The sequence below is a fragment of the Streptomyces sp. NRRL WC-3742 genome, from assembly GCF_000720635.1.
Classification (GTDB): domain Bacteria; phylum Actinomycetota; class Actinomycetes; order Streptomycetales; family Streptomycetaceae; genus Kitasatospora.
The window spans coordinates 25,407-45,074 of record NZ_JOCF01000021.1; the positions used below are offsets into that span (position 1 = coordinate 25,407).

21 protein-coding genes and 1 tRNA gene are annotated in these 19,668 nt (G+C 73.8%); 10 read left to right on the top strand and 12 right to left on the bottom strand.

Annotated features, from left to right (window positions below; translation table 11 throughout):
* Nucleotides 1-85: 85 nt before the first annotated feature.
* The 3 genes from IH61_RS0113945 to IH61_RS0113955 form a co-directional block, all read right to left on the bottom strand.
* Nucleotides 86-631 carry a methylated-DNA--[protein]-cysteine S-methyltransferase gene (locus IH61_RS0113945; RefSeq protein ID WP_234327175.1) on the bottom strand — a complete coding sequence of 182 codons (546 nt, stop codon included), beginning with the start codon at nt 629-631 and terminating at the stop codon, nt 86-88.
* A 146-nt stretch (nt 632-777) separates the two neighbouring features.
* Complete coding sequence (locus IH61_RS0113950) at nt 778-1,011, bottom strand: hypothetical protein (protein WP_031069360.1); 234 nt, start codon at nt 1,009-1,011, stop codon at nt 778-780.
* Nucleotides 1,012-1,074: 63 nt separating this feature from the next.
* Nucleotides 1,075-2,349, bottom strand: coding sequence for an MFS transporter (locus IH61_RS0113955; protein WP_051837002.1), 1,275 nt, complete (start codon nt 2,347-2,349; stop codon nt 1,075-1,077).
* A gap of 204 nt (nt 2,350-2,553) precedes the next feature.
* Between IH61_RS0113955 and IH61_RS0113960 the strand changes: the two genes are divergently transcribed.
* The 6 genes from IH61_RS0113960 (at nt 2,554) to IH61_RS0113985 (ending at nt 7,710) form a co-directional block, all read left to right on the top strand.
* On the top strand, nt 2,554-3,351 hold the full coding sequence (locus IH61_RS0113960; protein WP_031069363.1) for a hypothetical protein: 798 nt from the start codon (nt 2,554-2,556) through the stop codon (nt 3,349-3,351).
* A 189-nt stretch (nt 3,352-3,540) separates the two neighbouring features.
* Nucleotides 3,541-3,963, top strand: a complete 423-nt coding sequence (locus IH61_RS0113965; protein ID WP_051837003.1) for a hypothetical protein — start codon at nt 3,541-3,543, stop codon at nt 3,961-3,963.
* Between the two features lie 190 nt (nt 3,964-4,153).
* On the top strand, nt 4,154-4,759 hold the full coding sequence (locus IH61_RS0113970) for a class F sortase (RefSeq protein ID WP_051837004.1): 606 nt from the start codon (nt 4,154-4,156) through the stop codon (nt 4,757-4,759).
* Nucleotides 4,760-4,859: 100 nt separating this feature from the next.
* Nucleotides 4,860-5,693, top strand: a complete 834-nt coding sequence (locus IH61_RS42860) for a hypothetical protein (protein WP_158844963.1) — start codon at nt 4,860-4,862, stop codon at nt 5,691-5,693.
* Complete coding sequence (gene cseB, locus IH61_RS0113980; protein WP_031069369.1) at nt 5,690-6,460, top strand: two-component system response regulator CseB; 771 nt, start codon at nt 5,690-5,692, stop codon at nt 6,458-6,460. The genes IH61_RS42860 and cseB overlap by 4 nt, the downstream gene beginning before the upstream one ends.
* Nucleotides 6,457-7,710: a sensor histidine kinase gene (locus IH61_RS0113985; RefSeq protein ID WP_051837006.1), complete on the top strand. Its 1,254-nt coding sequence runs from the start codon at nt 6,457-6,459 to the stop codon at nt 7,708-7,710. Before cseB ends, IH61_RS0113985 begins: the two co-directional genes overlap by 4 nt.
* Before the next feature lie 29 nt (nt 7,711-7,739).
* On the opposite strand, the gene IH61_RS0113990 is transcribed toward IH61_RS0113985, so the two are convergent.
* Nucleotides 7,740-7,813: transfer RNA gene (locus tag IH61_RS0113990), tRNA-Thr, on the bottom strand.
* Nucleotides 7,814-8,082: 269 nt separating this feature from the next.
* Between IH61_RS0113990 and IH61_RS0113995 the strand changes: the two genes are divergently transcribed.
* The 3 genes from IH61_RS0113995 to IH61_RS0114005 all read left to right on the top strand — a co-directional run bounded on the left by IH61_RS0113995 (nt 8,083) and on the right by IH61_RS0114005 (nt 10,681).
* Entirely contained in the window at nt 8,083-9,174 is a 1,092-nt protein-coding gene (locus IH61_RS0113995; RefSeq protein WP_031069371.1) for an ABC transporter ATP-binding protein, read from the top strand.
* A gap of 169 nt (nt 9,175-9,343) precedes the next feature.
* Nucleotides 9,344-9,802, top strand: a complete 459-nt coding sequence (locus tag IH61_RS0114000) for a hypothetical protein (RefSeq protein WP_031069372.1) — start codon at nt 9,344-9,346, stop codon at nt 9,800-9,802.
* Nucleotides 9,803-9,880: 78 nt separating this feature from the next.
* A complete protein-coding gene (locus IH61_RS0114005) occupies nt 9,881-10,681 on the top strand; it encodes a nucleotidyltransferase family protein (RefSeq protein ID WP_078911080.1) in 801 nt (266 codons plus the stop codon).
* Nucleotides 10,682-10,758: 77 nt separating this feature from the next.
* On the opposite strand, the gene IH61_RS48485 is transcribed toward IH61_RS0114005, so the two are convergent.
* The 7 genes from IH61_RS48485 to IH61_RS0114040 all read right to left on the bottom strand — a co-directional run bounded on the left by IH61_RS48485 (nt 10,759) and on the right by IH61_RS0114040 (nt 17,727).
* A complete protein-coding gene (locus tag IH61_RS48485; RefSeq protein ID WP_063763196.1) occupies nt 10,759-12,399 on the bottom strand; it encodes a DoxX family membrane protein in 1,641 nt (546 codons plus the stop codon).
* Between the two features lie 168 nt (nt 12,400-12,567).
* Nucleotides 12,568-13,560: a 23S rRNA (guanosine(2251)-2'-O)-methyltransferase RlmB gene (rlmB, locus tag IH61_RS0114015; RefSeq protein WP_031069375.1), complete on the bottom strand. Its 993-nt coding sequence runs from the start codon at nt 13,558-13,560 to the stop codon at nt 12,568-12,570.
* 137 nt (nt 13,561-13,697) lie between these two features.
* Nucleotides 13,698-15,092, bottom strand: a complete 1,395-nt coding sequence (gene cysS, locus IH61_RS0114020; protein ID WP_031069376.1) for a cysteine--tRNA ligase — start codon at nt 15,090-15,092, stop codon at nt 13,698-13,700.
* Nucleotides 15,093-15,185: 93 nt separating this feature from the next.
* Nucleotides 15,186-15,584 (bottom strand): PPOX class F420-dependent oxidoreductase, encoded by a 399-nt coding sequence (locus IH61_RS0114025; RefSeq protein ID WP_031069377.1) that lies wholly within the window; start codon nt 15,582-15,584, stop codon nt 15,186-15,188.
* A gap of 140 nt (nt 15,585-15,724) precedes the next feature.
* Complete coding sequence (gene ispF / locus IH61_RS0114030) at nt 15,725-16,225, bottom strand: 2-C-methyl-D-erythritol 2,4-cyclodiphosphate synthase (protein ID WP_031069379.1); 501 nt, start codon at nt 16,223-16,225, stop codon at nt 15,725-15,727.
* Nucleotides 16,215-16,970 carry a 2-C-methyl-D-erythritol 4-phosphate cytidylyltransferase gene (ispD, locus tag IH61_RS0114035; protein ID WP_037972617.1) on the bottom strand — a complete coding sequence of 252 codons (756 nt, stop codon included), beginning with the start codon at nt 16,968-16,970 and terminating at the stop codon, nt 16,215-16,217. Before ispD ends, ispF begins: the two co-directional genes overlap by 11 nt.
* A gap of 274 nt (nt 16,971-17,244) precedes the next feature.
* A complete protein-coding gene (locus tag IH61_RS0114040; RefSeq protein WP_014136563.1) occupies nt 17,245-17,727 on the bottom strand; it encodes a CarD family transcriptional regulator in 483 nt (160 codons plus the stop codon).
* Between the two features lie 451 nt (nt 17,728-18,178).
* Between IH61_RS0114040 and IH61_RS45910 the strand changes: the two genes are divergently transcribed.
* Nucleotides 18,179-18,880: a hypothetical protein gene (locus tag IH61_RS45910; RefSeq protein WP_031069383.1), complete on the top strand. Its 702-nt coding sequence runs from the start codon at nt 18,179-18,181 to the stop codon at nt 18,878-18,880.
* Nucleotides 18,881-18,971: 91 nt separating this feature from the next.
* On the opposite strand, the gene IH61_RS0114050 is transcribed toward IH61_RS45910, so the two are convergent.
* Nucleotides 18,972-19,667, bottom strand: a complete 696-nt coding sequence (locus IH61_RS0114050; protein ID WP_031069385.1) for a response regulator transcription factor — start codon at nt 19,665-19,667, stop codon at nt 18,972-18,974.
* Nucleotide 19,668 lies beyond the last annotated feature (1 nt).

Below are 19,668 nucleotides of genomic sequence, written 5' to 3' on the forward strand. Positions count from 1 at the left end.
ATCAGTTCGATTGATCATTCGGACATATGGTCTGCAATCCGTCTGTAATCCACAGCTGCAGAAGCAATCCACAACCACAGAAGCCCTACAGCGGGCCGTTCCAGTCGAGGGTCGGCTCCAGTACCCCTTCCAGGGTGAGCAGCCAGCGCTTCACCTCGATGCCGACCCGGCCCCCGCCGAAGCCGCCGATCCCGTCCGCCGCCACCACCCGGTGGCAGGGCACCAGCAGGGGGACGGGGTTGGCGGCCATCATCTGCCCGACCGTGCGGGCCGCCAGCCCGGGCTCGGTCACGTCCTCGAACACCCCGCTGCGGGCGGCCAGTTCGCCGTAGGTGATGGTGTGGCCGAACGGCACCTCGCGCCAGAGCGTCTGCAGGACGGCGCGGTGCGGGCCGGAGCTGAGGCCCCAGTCGATCGGCAGGCCCAACTCGCGGCTGCGGCCCGCCAGATAGGCGCCGATGCGGTCGGTGACGGCGGCGGCCTTCCGCTCGTCCGTGCACGGGGGCGCCTCGCCGTCCCGCACGCTGTAGCCGGCCGCCGCCACGCCCGTCGGGGTCACCGCGATGTGCATCGGGCCGCTGGGCAGCGGGGTGTCCACCGTCAGCCAGGACATCGACCAGGACTGCGGCACGTTCGGACCCCCACCCTCAGCCGGTCCGGCCGCCCGCTGCGGCCATCCGCCCGGCGCCCGGCGGGCGTTCGTACGGTGATCGCCCCGCGCGCCATCGTACGTGGGGGCGCCGCCGTCGGGTCGGGCCATGCCTCCGGCCGTACCTCTCAGAGCCGTCCGCGCAGGTCCGAGGAGAGGGCGCGGGCCCAGCCGGACAGCTCGGCGCGGTCCGGGGCGCGGCCCTCGCAGAGGACGGCCACCTGGGCGTCGCCGATCCGGTCCGGGCCCGGGACCTCCAGGAGGTACGCCAGGTCGGCGAGGACGGTGGCGAGCCGGGCGGCGTCGGCGTGGCCCATGACCACCGCGGACTCGTGGTGGCCGATGGTGAGCGAACCGGGCATGGCGGACCTCCTCCGTGAGCCCCCGTACCTCCACCGTACGACCGGGCGGGCAGGGCCGCCCGGTCAGGCTTCGTCGGGCTCGTTCCAGGTGCGGTCCCGGACGGCGGGCAGGGCCAACACCACGGCCGTCGCGGCGACTTGCCACAGGGCGCCCGCCGAGAGGACCCGGTCGGCGCCCAGGCGGTCCGCCACCGGGCCGGCCACGGCGAGGCCCAGCGGGCCGAGGGCGAAGGCGCCGAGCGAGCCGTAGGCCGTCATCCGGCCGAGCAGCTCCTGCGGGACCCACTCCTGGGTCGTCGTGCTGAACAGCGTCCCGCAGACCGCCGAGCCGACGCCCGCCACCAGCGCGCCGGCCGCCACCCACGGCAGCGCCAGCCCGGCCCCGAAGGCCGCCGAGGGCAGCGCCCAGCCGAGCGCGGCCAGCGTCGCCACCGCGAGCGGACGGCCCGGGCGGCGGCCGAGCATCAGCAGGCCGCCCAGCACCGCGCCCGCGCCGTACACGCCCATCACCAGACCCCAGGCGCGGGCGCCGCCCAGCTCCCGCTGCGAGGTGAGCGGGCCGAGGACAAGGAACGGCGCCCAGACCAGCAGGTTGAACAGGCCCATCTGCGCGGTGGTGATCCAGAACCAGGGGCGGGCGGTGAACTCCGCCCAGCCCTCGCGCAGTTCGCGAACCATGGAGGTGCCGGGCCCGGCGCCCGGGGCCTTCCGCTCCGGCAGGCGCAGGCGGGCCAGGGCGAGGGCCCCTACGCCGTACGTCAGCGCGTCGACCAGCAGCACCGCCGCCGGACCGCGGGCCGCCGTGACCACGCCCGCCAGCGCCGGACCGGCCACCGTGGAGACCGAACGTGCCAGCCCCAGCAGGGTGTTGGCGTCCCCGAGGAGCTCCTTGCGGCGCACCAGGTCCGGGACGATCGCGCCGAACGCGGGCATGAACAGCGCCTCGCCCACGCCCCAGACCGCCACCAGCACCACCATCGCCCACACCGGCGCGTGCCCGGCGGCCAGCAAGGCCGCGAACACCGCCTGCACCAGGCCGCGCGACGCCTCCGAGCCCAGCATCACCCGTCGGCCGCCCAGCCGGTCGGCGATCACCCCGCCGGCCAGCAGCATCAGCACCACGGGGAGGATGCGCGCCGCCATCACCCACCCGAGGGCGGTGCCGCCACCGCCGCCGTCGAGCACCGCGAAGGCCACGGCGACCGGGGCCATCGAGGAGCCGAGGAGGGAGGTCGCGTATCCGACGAAGAACAACCTGAAGTCGCGCTCGCGCAGCACGGCGAGCCGGTCTCCCAGCCGCCGGGGGCGGGCCGGAATCCGTTCTGTTTCCACTGCCATGGGCAGTCAGTCTGCGTTCGGGAGGGAGCGGGGTTCAAGGGGTTCCGGGGGAAAAGTTGAGTGTTTCGGCATCAATTTTCGCGAGCTGGGGAGTTGCCGCAGTAAACAGGAGCATCTGGGGCTCTTCACCTGCGGTTTACTGCGATTCACGGATAGGCTGGGAGTGCTTGGGAAAAGCGATTTACTGCGGAAAGGTGATTCATCGTGGGGGAAGTCGAGCCGGTCGAGTACGGCGTCGCTGTCGAGCGCTACCTCGGCGATTCCGGGCTCTCCGAGGGCTCCCGGCGGATCTACCGGATCGCCCTGAACACCTGGGCCTGGGCACTCGCCGACCGCCCCGCGCCCACCGGGCCCGAGCGGCGGCGCGCCCGGCCGCCCGTCCTGCCGCTCGCGCTGCTCGACCACCCGGACGCCGCCGGGCGACTGCGCGCCGCACTCGACCGCCGCGCCGCCGGCACCGACCCGCGCACCCTCAACCGCGAACTCTCCACCCTGCGGGCGGCAGTGGCCTGGTGGCGCACCCGCGGCTGGATCGACACCGACCCGGCCGCCGACCTGCGGCCCACGGCTCAACCCGCCACCGCCGCAGAGCCGTTGGACCCCGACCAGCTGCGCGCCCTCTTCGCCCTCCGCGCCCCGCTGCGCGAACAGGCCCTGTGGCACCTGCTGCACGAGTCGAACGCCGCCATCGAGACCGTCCTCGCCCTCGACACCGACGACCTCGACCCGACGCTGCGCCACACCCGGCCGCATCCCCAACGCCCCACGCTCCGCTGGCAGTCGGGCACGGCGCGGCTGCTGCTCATGCTCACCGCCGGCCGCCCCAGCGGCCCCCTCTTCCTCACCGACCGCCGCGCCCCCGCGGGCACCCCCGCCGCCGACCGCTGCCCGCACACCGGCCGTGCCCGCCTCTCGTACCGCCGCGCCGCCGAACTCTTCACCGACCGCACCCGCCCGCTCGGCGAGGGCTGGACCCTCCGCAGACTGCGGCAGGGAGGGTGACGGGAGGTCCGTTACAGAGTCGACGGGTGGCCGTGACACGACCGGCCGGTGGCCGCGACACGGCGCTCCTACCGTCACTGTCGACGCCGCGGGCCGCACCGGGCAATACAGGCCGGTACGGGCCGCAGGGCGTCCGCGATCGCGTGTGACACGACCCGTTGACGCTGCACCCACGAGGAGAACCACCGCATGAGCACGAGCAGGAGCCGTACCGACCGCTCCCCCGCCCGCCGCGTCCTGGCGGTCTGCGCCCTGACCGGGGCCGCACTGCTGACCACCCTCACCGGCGGACAGGCGTGGGCCGACGGCGCCCCGGCGCCCACCGCCACCGCCCCCTCGGCCGCCCCCTCGGCCGCCCCGTCGGCCGGCGTCGTCCCCGCCCCCGCCGCCCCGTCGGCCGGCCCCGTGAGGACCGCCACCCCCACGCCGCCGGCCCCGGGCAAGCCGCAGGTGCGCGAGGTGCCCAAGGGCGCCGCGGCGGCCGGTGACGGCTCCACCGCCTCCGACGGCACCTCCGGCGTGATGCTGGTGGGCGGCGGCGCCGTCGCCGCCGTCGGCGCCGGCGCGCTGGGCTTCGCCGTCCTGCGCCGCCGCTCCGGTGCGCGAGGCTGACACCGGTCCCGAGCCCGCCGGGCACCCCGGCGCCCTTCCCCCGTACCCGGCCGGTGGGGGAAGCGGCGCCGGGGCCCCGCCGGCGGCAGGGACCACGAGACGGCGCGGCGCCGGGCGGCGCCGCGCCGCGCGGCCCGGCCCGGGCGCCGCACGCCGTACAGCCTTCGGTGCGGCGGGCCTCCTCTGCCTGGTGCTGGGCGCCTCGCTGGCGCTGTCCGGCCACGAGAGCCCGGTGGTCCGCATCGAGACCTCCGGACACGACGGCACGGGCGGCACGGGCGCGGGCGCGGGCGCGGGCAACACGGATGGCACCCCTCCCCCGGCCCGGACCACCGCGTCGAAGCCCGGCACGCCCTCGCCGCCGACCCGGCTGCTGATCCCCGCACTCGGGGTGGACGCGCCGGTGACGGGCCTCGGCCTGAACGCCGACCTGACGGTCGAGGTGCCCTCCGCCGACCACGGCGACGAGGTCGGCTGGTACCGCAACGGCCCCACCCCCGGCGAGACCGGCCCGGCCGTCCTCATCGGGCACTACGACACCGTGCACGGCCCGGCGGTCTTCAAGAACCTGCCGAGGCTCAAGCCCGGCGACCTGATCAGGATCCGGCGCACGGACGGCGGCACCGTGGACTTCAAGGTCCGCACGCTCGTCCAGGCGGCCAAGGACGCCTTCCCCACCGACCAGGTGTACGGCGACACGCCCGGGCCCGCGCTGCGCCTGATCACCTGCGGCGGGCGGATCGGCAAGAACGGCCACTGGACTGACAACATCATCGTCCTGGCGGACCCGGCCTGACCCGCGCCCGCCCGTCCGCGCCGGAACCGCCGACCGCCCCCCGCGCGACGTACCACCAGGAGAGGCGGAACCCGCAGACCAGGAGGAACGAGCACTGACCGTGGCAGCAGAACCCCGCCCCCGCCGCAGGCCGGGCACCGCACTCGTGACCGCCGCGGCCACCCTGACCGGCCTCGTGGCCCTCGCCGCCGTGCTCCTGGGCCGGGAGGCCCCCGGCGGCCTGCGGGACGACGGCCCCGCCACGGCCGTCGCCCCGCCCGCCGTGGAGAAACCGCTCTGGCCCCAGCTGGCGACCGCCCCGCCGCCGACCCCCGCCGCCGTGTCCGCGTCCCAGGCGCCGCCTCAGCCGATCCCCGGCCTCACCGTTCCGGGGCGCGACCTCACCGCCGTCGACGTCCGCGCCCTCCTCGGCAAGGACCCGGCCCTGAGCCCCGAGGAACGGGCGGCACTCGACTCCTGCCCCGGGTGCGGGGTCCGCAGCCCGGAGTTCCGCGACCTCACCGGGGACGGCCGGCCGGAGCTGATCACCGCCGTCACCCCCACCGTCGGGCTGGTCGTCCTGCACGTCTACGCTCTCGACGGCGAACACGTCCTGCCCGTTCTGCGGGTACAGGTCCTGAGCGGTTTCAGCGCCGCCACCGTCGACTCCGACCTGGTCCTGCGCGAGCCGACCAGCACCACCTCCCAGACCACCAGCCGCTACCACTGGGACGGCGCCAGGCTCGTCCCGGTGGAGCAGCGGGTGGAAGGGATCGGCCTGCTCCCGCACGCCGGCCCGTCCGACGAGCCCTCGGGCGGCGCCGTCCCCGTCCCCACGGCCGTACCCGCCCCCGGGCGGCCCGGCGTCGCCACGGTGCCCGCACGCCCCAGCCGCCCGCCCGCCGCCACCGCCCCGCCACCCGCCGCCACCTCGACCCCGGAAGCCCGACGATGACCGCCACCCCCACCCCGCACATCCTCCTGGTCGAGGACGACGAGGTCATCCGCGAGGCGACCCGCATGGCCCTGGAGCGCTACGGCTTCCCGGTCACCACGGCCGCGGACGGCCTGGAGGGCCTGGAAGCCTTCCACGCCGTCAACCCCGACCTGCTCCTGCTGGACGTCATGCTGCCGCTGCTCGACGGGGTCGGCCTCTGCCGCCGCATCCGCGAGGAGAGCCAGCTGCCGATCCTGATGATGTCGGCGCGCACCGACCCGGTGGACGTGGTCTCCGGCCTCGAGGCCGGGGCGGACGACTACGTCGTCAAGCCCTTCGAGAGCGCCGTCCTCGTCGCCCGCATCCGTACGGTGCTGCGCCGGATCCGCGTCGTTCCGTCGGCCCCCGCTTCCGCCGCCGCCCCCGCTGCCGCCGTTTCCGCCGCCGTTTCCGCCGCCGAGGCCGTGGGGACCGCCCCCGCCGTCGCGCCCTCCACCGTCCGCAGCTTCGACGGACTGGAGGTGGACACCGACAGCATGGAGGTGCGGGTTCACGGCCGCCTCGTCCCGCTCACCCCCACCGAGCTGCGCCTGCTGCTCGAACTCACCGCCTCCCCCGGCATCGTGCTGGAGCGCACCACCCTGCTCGAGCGCGTCTGGGACTACGAGTGGGGCGCCGACACCCGCGTCGTGGACGTCCACGTGCAGCGGCTGCGCGCCAAGATCGGCTCCGACCGGATCGAGACCGTCCGCGGGTTCGGCTACAAGCTGCGGCGCCCGGCATGACCCTGCGCCGCCAGATCGCCACCGCCGTCGCCGCCATCTCCGTACTGGTCGCGGTGGCCGTGGGCCTGCTGGTCCACCGGGCGATGATCCGTCAGCACGTCGACCAGGCGCGGACCGCCTCCCTCACCGCCCTCGACTCCGCCTCGGCCGCCTACAGCCGCGGCGAGGAGCCCGCCAGGACGGGCGGCGGCGTCAACGACCCGGCCCTGCCCGGACGGCTGCGCACCCTCGCCGCCTCCGGCCACCGGGGCAGCCTGCTGGCCGCGGACGGGCCGGGCGAGTCGATGTGGGCGGCCGGCCCCGTCCGCGACGGCGTGCTCTCCGTCCGGGTGGACTTCACCCAGGACCGCCGGGCCATCGCCGACCTGGACCGGATCATCCTGATCACCGTGGTCGCCGCGGTCTTCACCACCGTGCTCGCCGGCGTCCTCGTCGCCGACCGGATCAGCCGCCGGCTGCGCACCGCCGCCACCGCCGCCCGGAGCATCGCCGCCGGGGGGACGGACACCGGGATCGGCGAACTCGTCGACGGCAAGGACGAGGTGGCCGACCTCGCCGCCGCCGTCGACCTGATGTCCCGCACCCTGCACCGGCGCCTCGCCGACGAGCAGCGCTTCACCGCCGACGTCGCCCACGAGCTGCGCACCCCGCTCACCGGACTGGTCACCGCCGCCGAACTCCTGCCGCCAGGACGCCCCACCGAGCTCGTCCGCAACCGGGTCCAGGCCCTGCGCGGCCTGGTCGAGGACCTGCTGGAGGTCTCCCGCCTGGACGCCGACGTCGAGTCCCCCGACCTCTCCGCCGTCCCCCTGGAACGCGCCGTGCGCCGCACCGTCGCCCTCACCGGACTGGACGTCACCGTCGAGGTGGCCGACGACCGGGAGGTCCGCACCGACCTGCGCCGCCTCGACCGCATCCTCGGCAACCTGCTCGTCAACGCCCACCGCCACGGCGCCGCCCCCGTGCTGCTCCGCGTCGACGGCCACCGCATCACCGTCCGCGACCACGGCCCCGGCTACCCCGGTGACCTCCTCGACCACGGCCCCCAGCGCTTCCGCACCAACGCCCCCGAACGCGGCCGCGGCCACGGCCTCGGCCTCACCATCGCCACCGGCCACACCCGCGTCATCGGCGCCACCCTCGCCTTCGCCAACCACCCCGCCGGCGGCGCCCTCGCCACCCTCACCCTCCCCGCGCACACGCGGGACGCACAGGACGGGCCGGACACGCAGGAAGGGCCGGCCCGATGACGACCGGGCCGACCCTTCCGAATCCGCGGAGCCCCCTGTCGGGTTCGAACCGACGACCCCCGCTTTACAAGAGCGGTGCTCTGGCCAGCTGAGCTAAGGAGGCACGGTGGCCGTCCGCGAACGGATCACGGCGGCACCGGGGGTGAGTCTACCGGGCCGGGGTGGCGGGTTGGGGGGATATCCGGGGGGCGAGGGTGTGATGGAACCGTTGTGGCCCGGGGGCTGACAGGGGGCGGGGGTGCGGGTAGCGTCGCCGGTAGCCGGGCCTGGCAAGTGGTTCAGACCAATTGCGGGGCCGGCACAAGTGAACAGGGAAGAACCCCTTTACTCGGATCGTCCGGCACGTTCCTGCCGGTGAAGGAGAGAACCACCATGGCTTCTGTCACGTACGACAAGGCGACCCGCGTCTACCCCGGCGCCGACAAGCCCTCGGTCGACCAGCTGGAGCTGGAGATCGCCGACGGCGAGTTCCTCGTCCTGGTCGGCCCGTCCGGCTGCGGCAAGTCGACCAGCCTGCGCATGCTGGCCGGCCTGGAGGACGTCAACTCGGGTGCGATCCGCATCGGCGACCGCGACGTCACGCACCTGCCGCCGAAGGACCGGGACATCGCGATGGTGTTCCAGAACTACGCGCTGTACCCCCACATGACCGTCGCCGAGAACATGGGCTTCGCGCTCAAGATCGCCGGCGTGAACAAGGCCGAGATCCGCACCAAGGTCGAGGAGGCCGCGAAGATCCTCGACCTCACCGAGTACCTGGACCGCAAGCCGAAGGCGCTCTCCGGCGGTCAGCGCCAGCGCGTGGCGATGGGCCGCGCGATCGTGCGCCAGCCGCAGGTCTTCCTGATGGACGAGCCGCTGTCGAACCTGGACGCCAAGCTCCGCGTCTCGACCCGTACGCAGATCGCGGGCCTGCAGCGCCGCCTGGGCATCACCACGGTGTACGTCACCCACGACCAGACCGAGGCGCTCACCATGGGCGACCGCGTCGCGGTGCTCAAGGACGGTCTGCTGCAGCAGGTCGACACCCCGCGCACCATGTACGACAAGCCCGCCAACCTGTTCGTGGCCGGCTTCATCGGCTCCCCGGCGATGAACCTGGTCGACGTTCCGCTGGTGGACGGCGGGGTGAAGTTCGGCGGCTCGGTGGTCAACATCTCCCGCGAGGACCTGAACGGCGCCGGCACGGACAAGTCGGTGACCGTCGGCATCCGCCCCGAGCACTTCCAGATCGTCCCGGCGGGCGGCATCGAGGGCGTCGCGGTGACGGTGAACGTGGTCGAGGAGCTCGGCTCGGACGGCTTCGTCTACGGCACCGCGCAGATCGGCGGCATGGACAAGGACCTGGTCGTGCGCGTGCCCGGCCGCCAGATCCCGGCCCGCGGCGAGACGGTCCACGTCGTGCCGACCTCCGACGAGACCCACGTCTTCTCGACCAGCAGCGGCGAGCGCCTCAGCCGCTGACGGCGCGCCCGGCAAGCAGCCACGCGGAGCCCGTCCGGCCGTTCCCGGTCGGACGGGCTCCGTCCGTACACCCCCACGTCAACACGACGTGGGGATAAACCCGGACATGCATCACTCGATGGTGTGACGGAGGGCGATCCTGGCGCTACCCACCGCTACTCTCCTGAGGGTGAAGCAGCTAGTGCGCCGTATCGGCCAGACCGTCGCCCTGACCCTGCCGGTCGTCCTGGTGACCACCGGCACCCTCGCCGTGACCCGGGTCCCGTGGGCCCCGCCGACCGGCCTCGACCAGCAGGTCGTGGCCGCGTCCAGCGGGGACGGCGCCGGGATCGGACGTTCCTCCACCGCCGCCTCGACCAGTGCGGCCAAGCCGCAGGACGGCCTCGCCCCGCAGGAGTCGCTGCGGGTGGCGCTGCTCGACGAGCTGCGCGCCAAGAACCCCTCCGCCGCGCTGGACCTGCTGGAGCGCTCGATGCGCGAACAGCCGTCCCTGACGCCGTACTGCACCTCGCTGGCCACGGAGCTGGGCAAGGCGGCGGTGCGCAAGTACCAGGGCGACGTCCAGCGGGCCCGCTCCTTCGCCCGCCCGGTCTGCGACGGGGCGTTCGCGGCCGGCGTCGTCGGCTGAGGCCACACGCCCGACAACTCGGGCCCGCCGACGCGCGGTTGAGCCCTCCGCGGCGGCGGGCGCGCCTATTGTTCAGGCATGAGCCCTGACTCCGGCCCCGCCGCCGTCCACGAGCCCCGCGAGCCCCGCCAGCCCCACGAGCCCCGGCCGACCAGCACACCGGTCACCCAAGCGGTGATCCTGGCCGGCGGCCAGGGCTCCCGGCTGCGGCCCTACACCGACGACCGCCCCAAGCCGCTCGTCGAGATCCCGGGGACGGGCAAGCCGATCCTCGGCCACCAGCTGGCCTGGCTGGCCGAGGAGGGCGTCACCGACGTGGTGGTGTCCTGCGGCCACCTCGCCGAGGTGCTGGAGGAGTGGCTCGACAAGGCGGACCTGCCGCTGCGGGTGCGCACGGTGATCGAGGCCGAACCGCTCGGGCGCGGCGGCGGGCTCAAGTACGCGGCGAAGGCGCTGCCCCGCCCGGACGAGCCCTGGTACGCCACCAACGGCGACATCTGGACCAGGTTCAGCCTCCGCGACATGGCCTCCTTCCACCACGAGCGCGGCGCCGTCGCGACGCTCGCCCTGGCCCGGCCCCGGATCCCCTGGGGCGCCGTGGAGACCGACCAGTTCGGCAACGTGCTGGACTTCATCGAGGCGCCGCCCTCCCCGTTCCTGATCAACGCGGGCCTGTACGTCTTCAGCCCGGAGTTCGCCGAGCTGCTGCCGGACGTGGGCGACCACGAGCGCACCACCTTCCCCCAACTCGCCCGCGGCAAGCGCCTGGCCGGCTACCAGCTGCCGCAGGGCGTCTACTGGCGCGCCATCGACACCGCCAAGGACCTCACGGAGGCGGCCAAGGAGCTCGCCTCCGGCGCGGGCCGCAGGCCCAGCTAGAACCGCCCGGGAGGACACGACGATCGGCCGGGTGCTCCCCCACGGAGCACCCGGCCGATCGTCGTCCAGGGGAAGCCTCAGGTCGCGGTGGCCTCCGGACGGGAGGAGCGGGCGCCGCCCGACAGATCGGCCAGCGGGCCGCTGCCGAGCACCCCGCCGAGCAGGCCCGGGCCGTTGGACGGGCTCTGCTTGGGCGCCGTCCCCGAGCCGCTGCCGGGGGCCGGGGTGCCCCGCTGCGCGGGGGCCGAGCCGGGGGTGACGGCGGCCGGGCTCTGGCCCGTGCCGGTGCCCTCCCCGGGCTTGCCGGAGTGCTTGCCGCTGGGCGTGGCGGTCGCCTTGCCGGAGGGGGCGCTGGGCGACGGCGCCGGGGTGGTCGGGTGCGGGGCGGCGGGCGAGGGCGAGGTGGACGGGCCCTGACCGCCGGGGGTGCCGGACGGGGTGCCGTTCGGCCAGACCGGGTTGCCGTAGTCGTCGGCCGGGCGGGGCGGCGCCTGGTGCGTCAGGGCACCGGTGCGGACGGCGGCGCCGAGCATCGAGCCGAGCAGCAGGGTCAGGCCGACGACGACGGTGGTGACCACCGCGCCCCGGCGCAGGACCCGCCGCCGCAGCGCCCCGGGCGCGCCGGAGCCGATGCGCCGCCACGCCTCCAGGCTGAGCCGCCCGTCCAGCGAGGCGAACGGCGCTCCGGCGATCAGCAGCGGGCTCCAGGCCGCCAGGAAGATCAGGTCGGGCGTGTCGTAGACCGGCACGGCCCGCCAGCTGACGGTGAACAGCAGGGCGGCGGAGAGCAGCATCGCCGCGCCGGCCGCGAGCCGCTGCCACAGGCCCAGGAGGGTCAGCACGCCGACGACGATCTGGGTGAAGGAGACGACCAGGCCCGCGCCCACCGGGTGCGCCATGGCGAAGGCCAGCAGCGGTTCGGCGACCTTCCACGGGTGCAGCGAGGAGAGCCAGCGCATCATCGAGCCGCGCTCGCCGCCGTCGAAGTACACCGGGTCGCAGAGCTTGCTGAACCCGGCGTAGACGGCGAGCGAGCCGAGGACGGCGCGCAGCGGCAGCAGCACCAGGCCCAGGTCGACGCGGCGGCCGGGGTACCAGGGCTGCTTCCCGTCGGCGTCGGCGGCGGAGACCTCGGGCAGTTCGCCGCTGGGCGTCCAGCCGTGGGGCTCGCCGATCGGGCCGACGCCCGCGTCGGTGGCGGTGCCGGAGCCCTCGCGGGGCTGGCGGGGGACGGTGCGGGCACCGGCGAGGGAGGGGATCACCTCGGTGTCCGCCTCGGAGCCGGAGCCCCGTCCGCCGAAGGACTGGACGGCTTCCAGCAGCTGCGTGGCCGCGAGGTCCCCGGGGGCCGCCTGGCCGGTCCAGGTGACGGCGGTGACCCGGCCCTTGCGGCGCGGGGCGCCGCCGGCCGTGACCCCGGCCCCGGCGAGCGCCGGGACGGCGGAGGCGGGCACGACGACCTGCGGGGTGACCAGCGGACGGCGGATCAGGCCCTGGCTCGCGTACGGGTCGCCGAAGGCGGCGCCGGTGGACAGCAGTCCGGCCGGTGCCTCGATCAGCGGAGCCACGTGGGCGCCGAGCCGGAGCTTGAAGCTCGCCTGGGTGCTGCTGATGCGCCCGGGGTCGGAGTCCACCTTGACGGTGTTGAGGCCGAGGCCCGCGTCTATCCCGGTGCTGCCGCCGCCGAACAGGGGGCGCCGAGGTGTTCTGGTGTCCACGCCCGTCTAACCGGGTGACGGCCGCTTTGGACACTCTCCCGGGTGGATGTGCGGCGCACACTTGAAGTGATCATGAAAAAAACGATCGGGCCCTGTCGGACCCGATCGTTTTCCACGCGGATTGCGGGCAATTCGGAAAACCGCCTGCGCCGCCTACCGGAGCTGTGCTCAGCGCTTGGAGCGCAGCCGCGCGGCCTCGTACAGCACGATGCCCGCCGCGACACCGGCGTTCAGCGACTCCGTCAGCCCGGACATCGGAATCCGCACCCGCATGTCGCAGGTCTCCGAGACCAGCCGGGACAGGCCCTTGCCCTCACTGCCCGCGACGACCACCACGGGGCCGGTCAGCAGCTCCAGGTCGCTCAGCTCGGCCTCGCCGTCCGCCGCCAGGCCGACGACCATCAGACCGGCCTTCTGGTACGCCTCCAGCGTGCGGGTCATGTTGGTGGCCCGGGCGACGGGCAGCCGGGCGGCGGCGCCGGAGGAGGTCTTCCAGGCACCGGCGGTCATGCCGGCCGCGCGGCGCTCGGGGATGACCACGCCGTGCGCGCCGAAGGCGGCGGCCGAGCGGACCACGGCGCCCAGGTTGCGCGAGTCGGTGACGCCGTCCAGCGCGACGATCAGCGCGTCCTGGCCGGCGTCGGAGGCCGCCTCCAGGAGCTCGTCGGGGTGCGCGTACTCGTACGGCGGCACCTGGAGGACCATGCCCTGGTGGTTCATCCCGCCGGTCATCTGGTCCAGCTGGGGGCGCGGGGCCTCCATCAGCGGGATGCCGCGGTCGTTGGCGGCCTGGAAGGCGTCGCGCACGCGGTCGTCGGTGTCGATGAACTGCTGGACGTACAGCGCGGTGGCCGGGACGCCGCCCTGCAGGGCCTCGACCACGGAGTTGCGGCCGAAGACCAGCTCGGCGCTGCCCGCGCCGCCGCGGCCACCGCGGCCGCCGGCCCCGGCGCGGCGCATGCCGGCGCGGGCCTTGGCGTCGCGCTCACGCTTGATCGCCGCGTTGGCGGCGCGCTGCTTGGGGTGGCCCTTGCGCTCCGCGCCGGGCGGCGTCGGGCCCTTGCCCTCCAGCGCCCTCCGGCTGTGCCCGCCGGTACCGACAGACGCACCCTTCTTGGATCCGGGGTTGCGGCGGTTCCTGCGCTGGCTGTTGCCGGCCATGGCTGTACTTCCTGTCTGTCCGGCATGCCCGGCCTCCCCCGCTCGCTGCGGCGGACGCCTGCGACATGCGCTACGTCATGAGGGAGGGCCGCACCGGTGCGGTACGGCCCACCCATCACCCCGATCGTCAGATGGGGTTACTGGCTGTTGATCGTCCAGCGCGGGCCGGACGGGGTGTCCTCGATCACCAGCCCGGCCAGGCCGAGCTGGTCGCGGATGGCGTCCGCGGTGGCGAAGTCCTTGCGCTGGCGCGCCGCCTGCCGCTGGTCCAGGACCAGGCGGACCAGCGAATCGACCACGCCGTGGAGGTCCTCGCCGCGCTCCGCACCGGCCCAGTGCGGGTCGAGCGGGTCGAGGCCCAGTACACCGAGCATCGCACGGACCTCGGCCAGTCGCGCCACCACGCTCTCCTTGTCGTCCGCGTTCAGGGCGCTGTTGCCCTGGCGGACGGCGGTGTGCACGACGGCCAGCGCCTGCGGCACGCCCAGGTCGTCGTCCATCGCCTCGGCGAACGCCGGCGGCACCTCGGGCGCCGCGTCGACCTTGCCGCAGCGCTCGACGGCCCGCTGGATGAAGCCCTCGATCCGGCCGAAACCGGCCTCGGCCTCGCGCAGCGCGTCCTCGCTGTACTCGATCATCGAGCGGTAGTGCGCGGCGCCCAGGTAGTAGCGGAGCACGATCGGACGCCAGACGCGGACCATCTCGGAGACCAGCACCGAGTTGCCGAGCGACTTGCTCATCTTCTCGCCGGCCATGGTGACCCAGGCGTTGTGCGCCCAGAAGGTGGCGAAGTCGTCCCCGTACGCCTTGGACTGGGCGATCTCGTTCTCGTGGTGCGGGAAGATCAGGTCGAGCCCGCCGCCGTGGATGTCGAAGGCCGGGCCCAGGTACTTGTGGGCCATCGCCGAGCACTCCAGGTGCCAGCCGGGCCGGCCGCGGCCCCACGGGGTCTCCCAGCTGGGCTCGCCCGGCTTGGCGGCCTTCCACATCGCGAAGTCGCGGGAGTCGCGCTTGCCGGTCTCCCCCTCGCTCTCGGGCTGGAGCAGGTTCTCGAGCTTCTGGTTGGAAAGCGCGAGGTAGTCCGGGTAGGACTTCACGTCGAAGTAGACGTTGCCCTCGGCCTCGTACGCGTGGCCCTTGGCGATGAGCCCCTGCATCATCTCGATCATCTCGGGGATGTGCCCGGTGGCCCTGGGCTCGACAGTGGGCGGCAGGCAACCGAGCGCGGTGTAGCCGTCGTTGAACGCGCGCTCGTTCTCGTAGGCGATCTGCCACCACGGCACGCCCTGCTCGCGCTCCTTGGCGATCACCTTGTCGTCGATGTCGGTGACGTTGCGGGCGAAGGTCACCTGGTAGCCGCGGTAGGCGAACCACCGCTGCATGATGTCGAAGTTGAGGCCGGACCGGATGTGCCCGATGTGAGGCGCCGACTGGACGGTAGCGCCGCACAGGTAGATCGAGACACAACCCGGTACGAGCGGGACGAAGTCGCGTACCTGTCGGGTGCTGGTGTCGTACAGACGAATGCTCACAGCGTCAAGCGTAGTGGGCGGCGGAGGGTGCCCCGCCACATTCCCGGGGAATGGCGGTCCCCGCCACACCCGGGAACGGCGCGCGCCCGGCGGTCAGATGCCCCCGACCACCTTGCGCGGGGTGAGGCGCACGACCACCCGCACGGCCTCCGGGGTGTCCCAGGTGTAGGAGTCCACGCCCCGGTACTTGGCGGCCAGCTCGTCGATCAGCTCCCGCCCGCCCTCGGTGGTCATCGTCACCGAACCGCGCACCTCCAGGTACTCGTACGGGCTCTCCGGCGGGTTGACGAGCAGCGAGACGCGCGGGTCGCGGGCCAGGTTGAGGTGCTTGCGGCGGCCCTCCACGGTGGAGAACAGGATGTCCTCGCCGTCCCGGCGGACCCAGACCACCGAGGACTGCGGGCTGCCGTCCGGCTGGATCGTGGAGACCACGGCGAAGCACTTGCCGTCGATCAACGCCTTGGCCCGGTCGGAGAGTTGGACGTCGCTCATCGGAGAAACCCTTCACGTCGGCGGTGGTGTCCGGGCCCACGGGCGGAGACCGGCGAGGGGCCCGCGCCGAACACTACCGACGCGGGCCCCTCGAGGACCGTCGACTTCCCGACGTTCCCACCGACTTCACCGGTGAACACTCAACGCCGTTCGTACACCAGGGCGGTGGCGATCGCGGCCAGCCCCTCGGCACGGCCGGTCAGCCCCAGCCCGTCCGTGGTGGTGCCGGAGACGGACACCGGGGCGCCGACAGCCTCCGACAGCGCGGCCTGTGCCTCGGCGCGGCGCTTGCCGACCTTCGGCCGCACGCCGATCACCTGCACGGAGACGTTGCCGATCTCGAAGCCCGCCTCGCGGACCAGCCGGGCGGCCTCCCCGAGCAGCTTCACCCCGGAGGCGCCGGCCCACTCGGGCCGGTCGGTGCCGAAGTGGGCGCCCAGGTCGCCGATCCCGGCGGCCGAGAACAGCGCGTCGCAGGCGGCGTGCGCGGCCACGTCGGCGTCCGAGTGCCCGGAGAGCCCGAACTCGGCGTCCGGCCACTCCAGTCCGGCGACCCACAGCGGGCGGCCGGCCTCGAAGGCGTGCACGTCGGTGCCGATCCCCACGCGGGGAAGGACGGGAATCGAGGCGTCAGTAGGCATCGGCGGCCCTCCGGCGGGCGAGTACGGCCTCGGCGAGCACGAGGTCCAGGGGACGGGTGACCTTGAACGCCTCCTCGTGGCCGGGCACCACGACGACCTGGCCGCCGTAGCGCTCCACCAGGCCCGCGTCGTCGGTGACGGGCGGCGCGTCGGCGGTGCCGGACGCCTCCTCGGCCAGCGCCTTGGTGTGCACCTCGACGAGGACGGCCCGGTCGAAGCCCTGCGGGGTCTGCACCGCGCGCAGGGTGGACCGGTCGGGCGTGTCGACGACCGGCTCGGGACGGCCCGGGTTCGGCTCGACCCGCTTCACGGTGTCGGCCAGCGGCACCGCCGGCACCACCGCGACGGCCCCGGCCCGGACGGCGGCCGCGACGGCGTCCACCACCTCGACCGGCACCAGCGGGCGGGCCGCGTCGTGCACCAGGACGATCGGGACGTCCTCCGGGATCGCCGCCAGGCCCAGCCGGACGGACTCCTGGCGGGTCGAGCCGCCGGCCACCACCCGGACGTCCTTGCCGTCCAGCCCGTGGCTGTCCAGCAGGGCGACCACCTCGGCCACCCCGTCCGCGGGCGCGGCGACCACGACCAGGCCCACGGCCCGGCTGCGCGCGAGCGCCCGTACGGCGTGGACCAGGAGCGGCACACCGCCCAGTTCCCGCAGGGCCTTCGGGGCCCCGGGGCCCAGTCGCTCACCGCGTCCGGCGGCGGGCACCACTGCTGCTGCGACTGCTGCTGAGGCGTTCAGGTTTCACTCCTTCGGCGAAGTGGGTATGGCCTTGGCGTGCCCGACGGGCTCCGGGCCCCTTCCGAAGAACCACGGTCCAACCGCCCGCCGCACAACCCGCAGAAACGGTCATGCAAGGCAGCACCGGCCCGGGCCGGAGGCGTCGTCCGGACACGCCTCAGCGCCCGGAGTGCCACTGCACCACTGCCGGACACTTCGTCCGAGCAGTGGCGCGCCGGCACCGGGCGCTGTGAGCGGTGGGCTGCTGCCCGACTGCACTACGGCTACGCGCGCACTACGAGGCGAGAACCTCGTCGAGCAGCGTCTCCGCCTTGTCCTCGTTGGTGTTCTCCGCCAGCGCGAGCTCGCTGACGAGGATCTGGCGTGCCTTCGCGAGCATCCGCTTCTCGCCGGCCGAGAGGCCGCGCTCGCGCTCGCGACGCCAGAGGTCGCGCACGACCTCGGCAACCTTGATGACATCGCCCGAGGCGAGCTTCTCCAGGTTCGCCTTGTAGCGACGGGACCAGTTGGTGGGCTCTTCGGTGTACGGCGCGCGCAGCACCTCGAAGACCCGGTCCAGACCCTCCTGGCCGACCACGTCGCGAACGCCGACGAACTCCGCGTTCTCGGCGGGCACGCGGAGCGTCAGGTCTCCCTGCTGCACCTTGAGCACCAGGTAGGTCTTGTCCACACCCTTGATCTGGCGAGTTTCGATGGCCTCGATCAATGCGGCCCCGTGATGGGGGTAGACCACCGTGTCGCCAACCTTGAACGTCATGTGACAGGACCCCTTCCGTGGCTTTCCAGAATAACACGCTTCGCGCCCCACCCGAAGGGCGTTTTCGCAGGTCAGGACCGGTCTCGGGGCTTGACAAGCGGCCCCCTGGCGTGCTGCGACCGATGTTCGAGAACGGCTTCCCGCAGGTCGGAGGCGGTACAGACCTCTGACGAAACCCTTGCGCAACACCCCCGGCGTCATGATTGGATCTTGAGTTTTCGTCGCGCTCCGGGCCGCGCCCGCATCGTTATTCGATCTTGGTCGAAGTGTATCCGGTCCGTGATGCTCCGCTGATGACCCCGCGACGGCCCGGACGCCCCGGGATGCGTCCGGACGGCCCCCCGGTGGACCCGGAAGTGCGACACGGGGACCTCCCCGTGAAGGCCGCATAAGTGAGGTCGATAATCTGAGACCTGACCTACCGACAAGTGACCAAGGAGAAGCCGCCGCCGTGAGCCGCAGCCTTCGACGCGGCAGCATCGCCGCCGTCGCCGCCATCGCCATCGCCTCGCTCTCGTCCTGTGCCGCCGGCAACGCACCGGACACCCTGCAGATCAAGCCGGACAACGCGGCAGCGACGATCGGCACGAACCTCCGCCTGAACAACATCGTGGTCGTGACCCCGGGCAAGGCCACCGGCGACTACACGGGCCCCGCCAGCGTCATCGTGAACATCGCGAACACCGGCACCGGTGCGGCTGAGCTCAAGACCGTCGTGCTCGGCGGCGGCAACGCCACCTTCACCGACGCCTCGGGCGCCTCCGTGCCCTCCATCGTCATCCCGGCCGGCGGCTCGGTGGCCATCGGCGGCAAGGGCAACCCGTCCGCCACGGTCTCCTCGGCCAACGTCAAGGTCGGTGGCTTCGCCAAGACCGCCTTCGGCATCCAGGAGGGCAAGGACGGCCAGATCCAGACCGTCACCGCCGAGGCCGGCGTGACCCCGGACTCGGACCTCAGGAACAAGGACATCTACTCGGGCTACGGCCCCAGCCCGAGCGCCTCCCCCGCCGCGGTGCCCACCAAGGCCGCCTCCCCGGCCGCGGGCGCCACCACCGGCACGCCGACCGCGGGCGCCACCACGGGCACGCAGACCGCCGGTGCCACCAGCGGTGCGGCCACCCCGGCGGCGGGCACCACGCCGACCGCCCACTGACGCGGGCGGGACAACGCGCGACGGGCCCCCTCCGGCAGCTGCCGGAGGGGGCCCGTCGCGTTCACCCGTACGGGCGGACCCGCCGCTCTCTTTACGGCTCGAACTTGTAGCCGAGGCCGCGGACGGTCACCAGGTAGCGCGGCGCGCCCGGGTCGGGCTCGATCTTGGCCCGCAGGCGCTTCACGTGGACGTCCAGGGTCTTGGTGTCGCCGACGTAGTCGGCGCCCCAGACCCGGTCGATCAGCTGCATGCGGGTGAGCACGCGGCCCGCGTTGCGCAGCAGCATCTCCAGCAGGTCGAACTCCTTGAGCGGCAGGTCGACCTTGGCGCCGTCCACGGTCACCACGTGCCGGTCGACGTCCATACGGACCGGGCCCGCCTCCAGGGCGCCCGGGCCGCCGCCGTTGTCGCCCGCGCCGCCGTCCTCGCCGCGGCGGCGCAGCACCGCGCGGATCCGGGCGACGAGCTCACGGGTGGAGTAGGGCTTGGTGACGTAGTCGTCGGCACCTATCTCCAGCCCGACGACCTTGTCGATCTCGCTGTCCTTGGCGGTCACCATGATCACGGGGACGTTGGAGCGCACCCGGAGCTGGCGGCAGACCTCGGTGCCCGGCAGGCCCGGCAGCATCAGGTCGAGCAGGACGAGGTCGGCGCCGTTGCGTTCGAACTGCTCCAGGGCGTCGGGGCCGGTGGCGGCCACGGCCACCTCGAAGCCCTCCTTGCGGAGCATGTACGAGAGGGCGTCGCTGAACGACTCCTCGTCCTCGACCACCAGTACTCGGGTCACG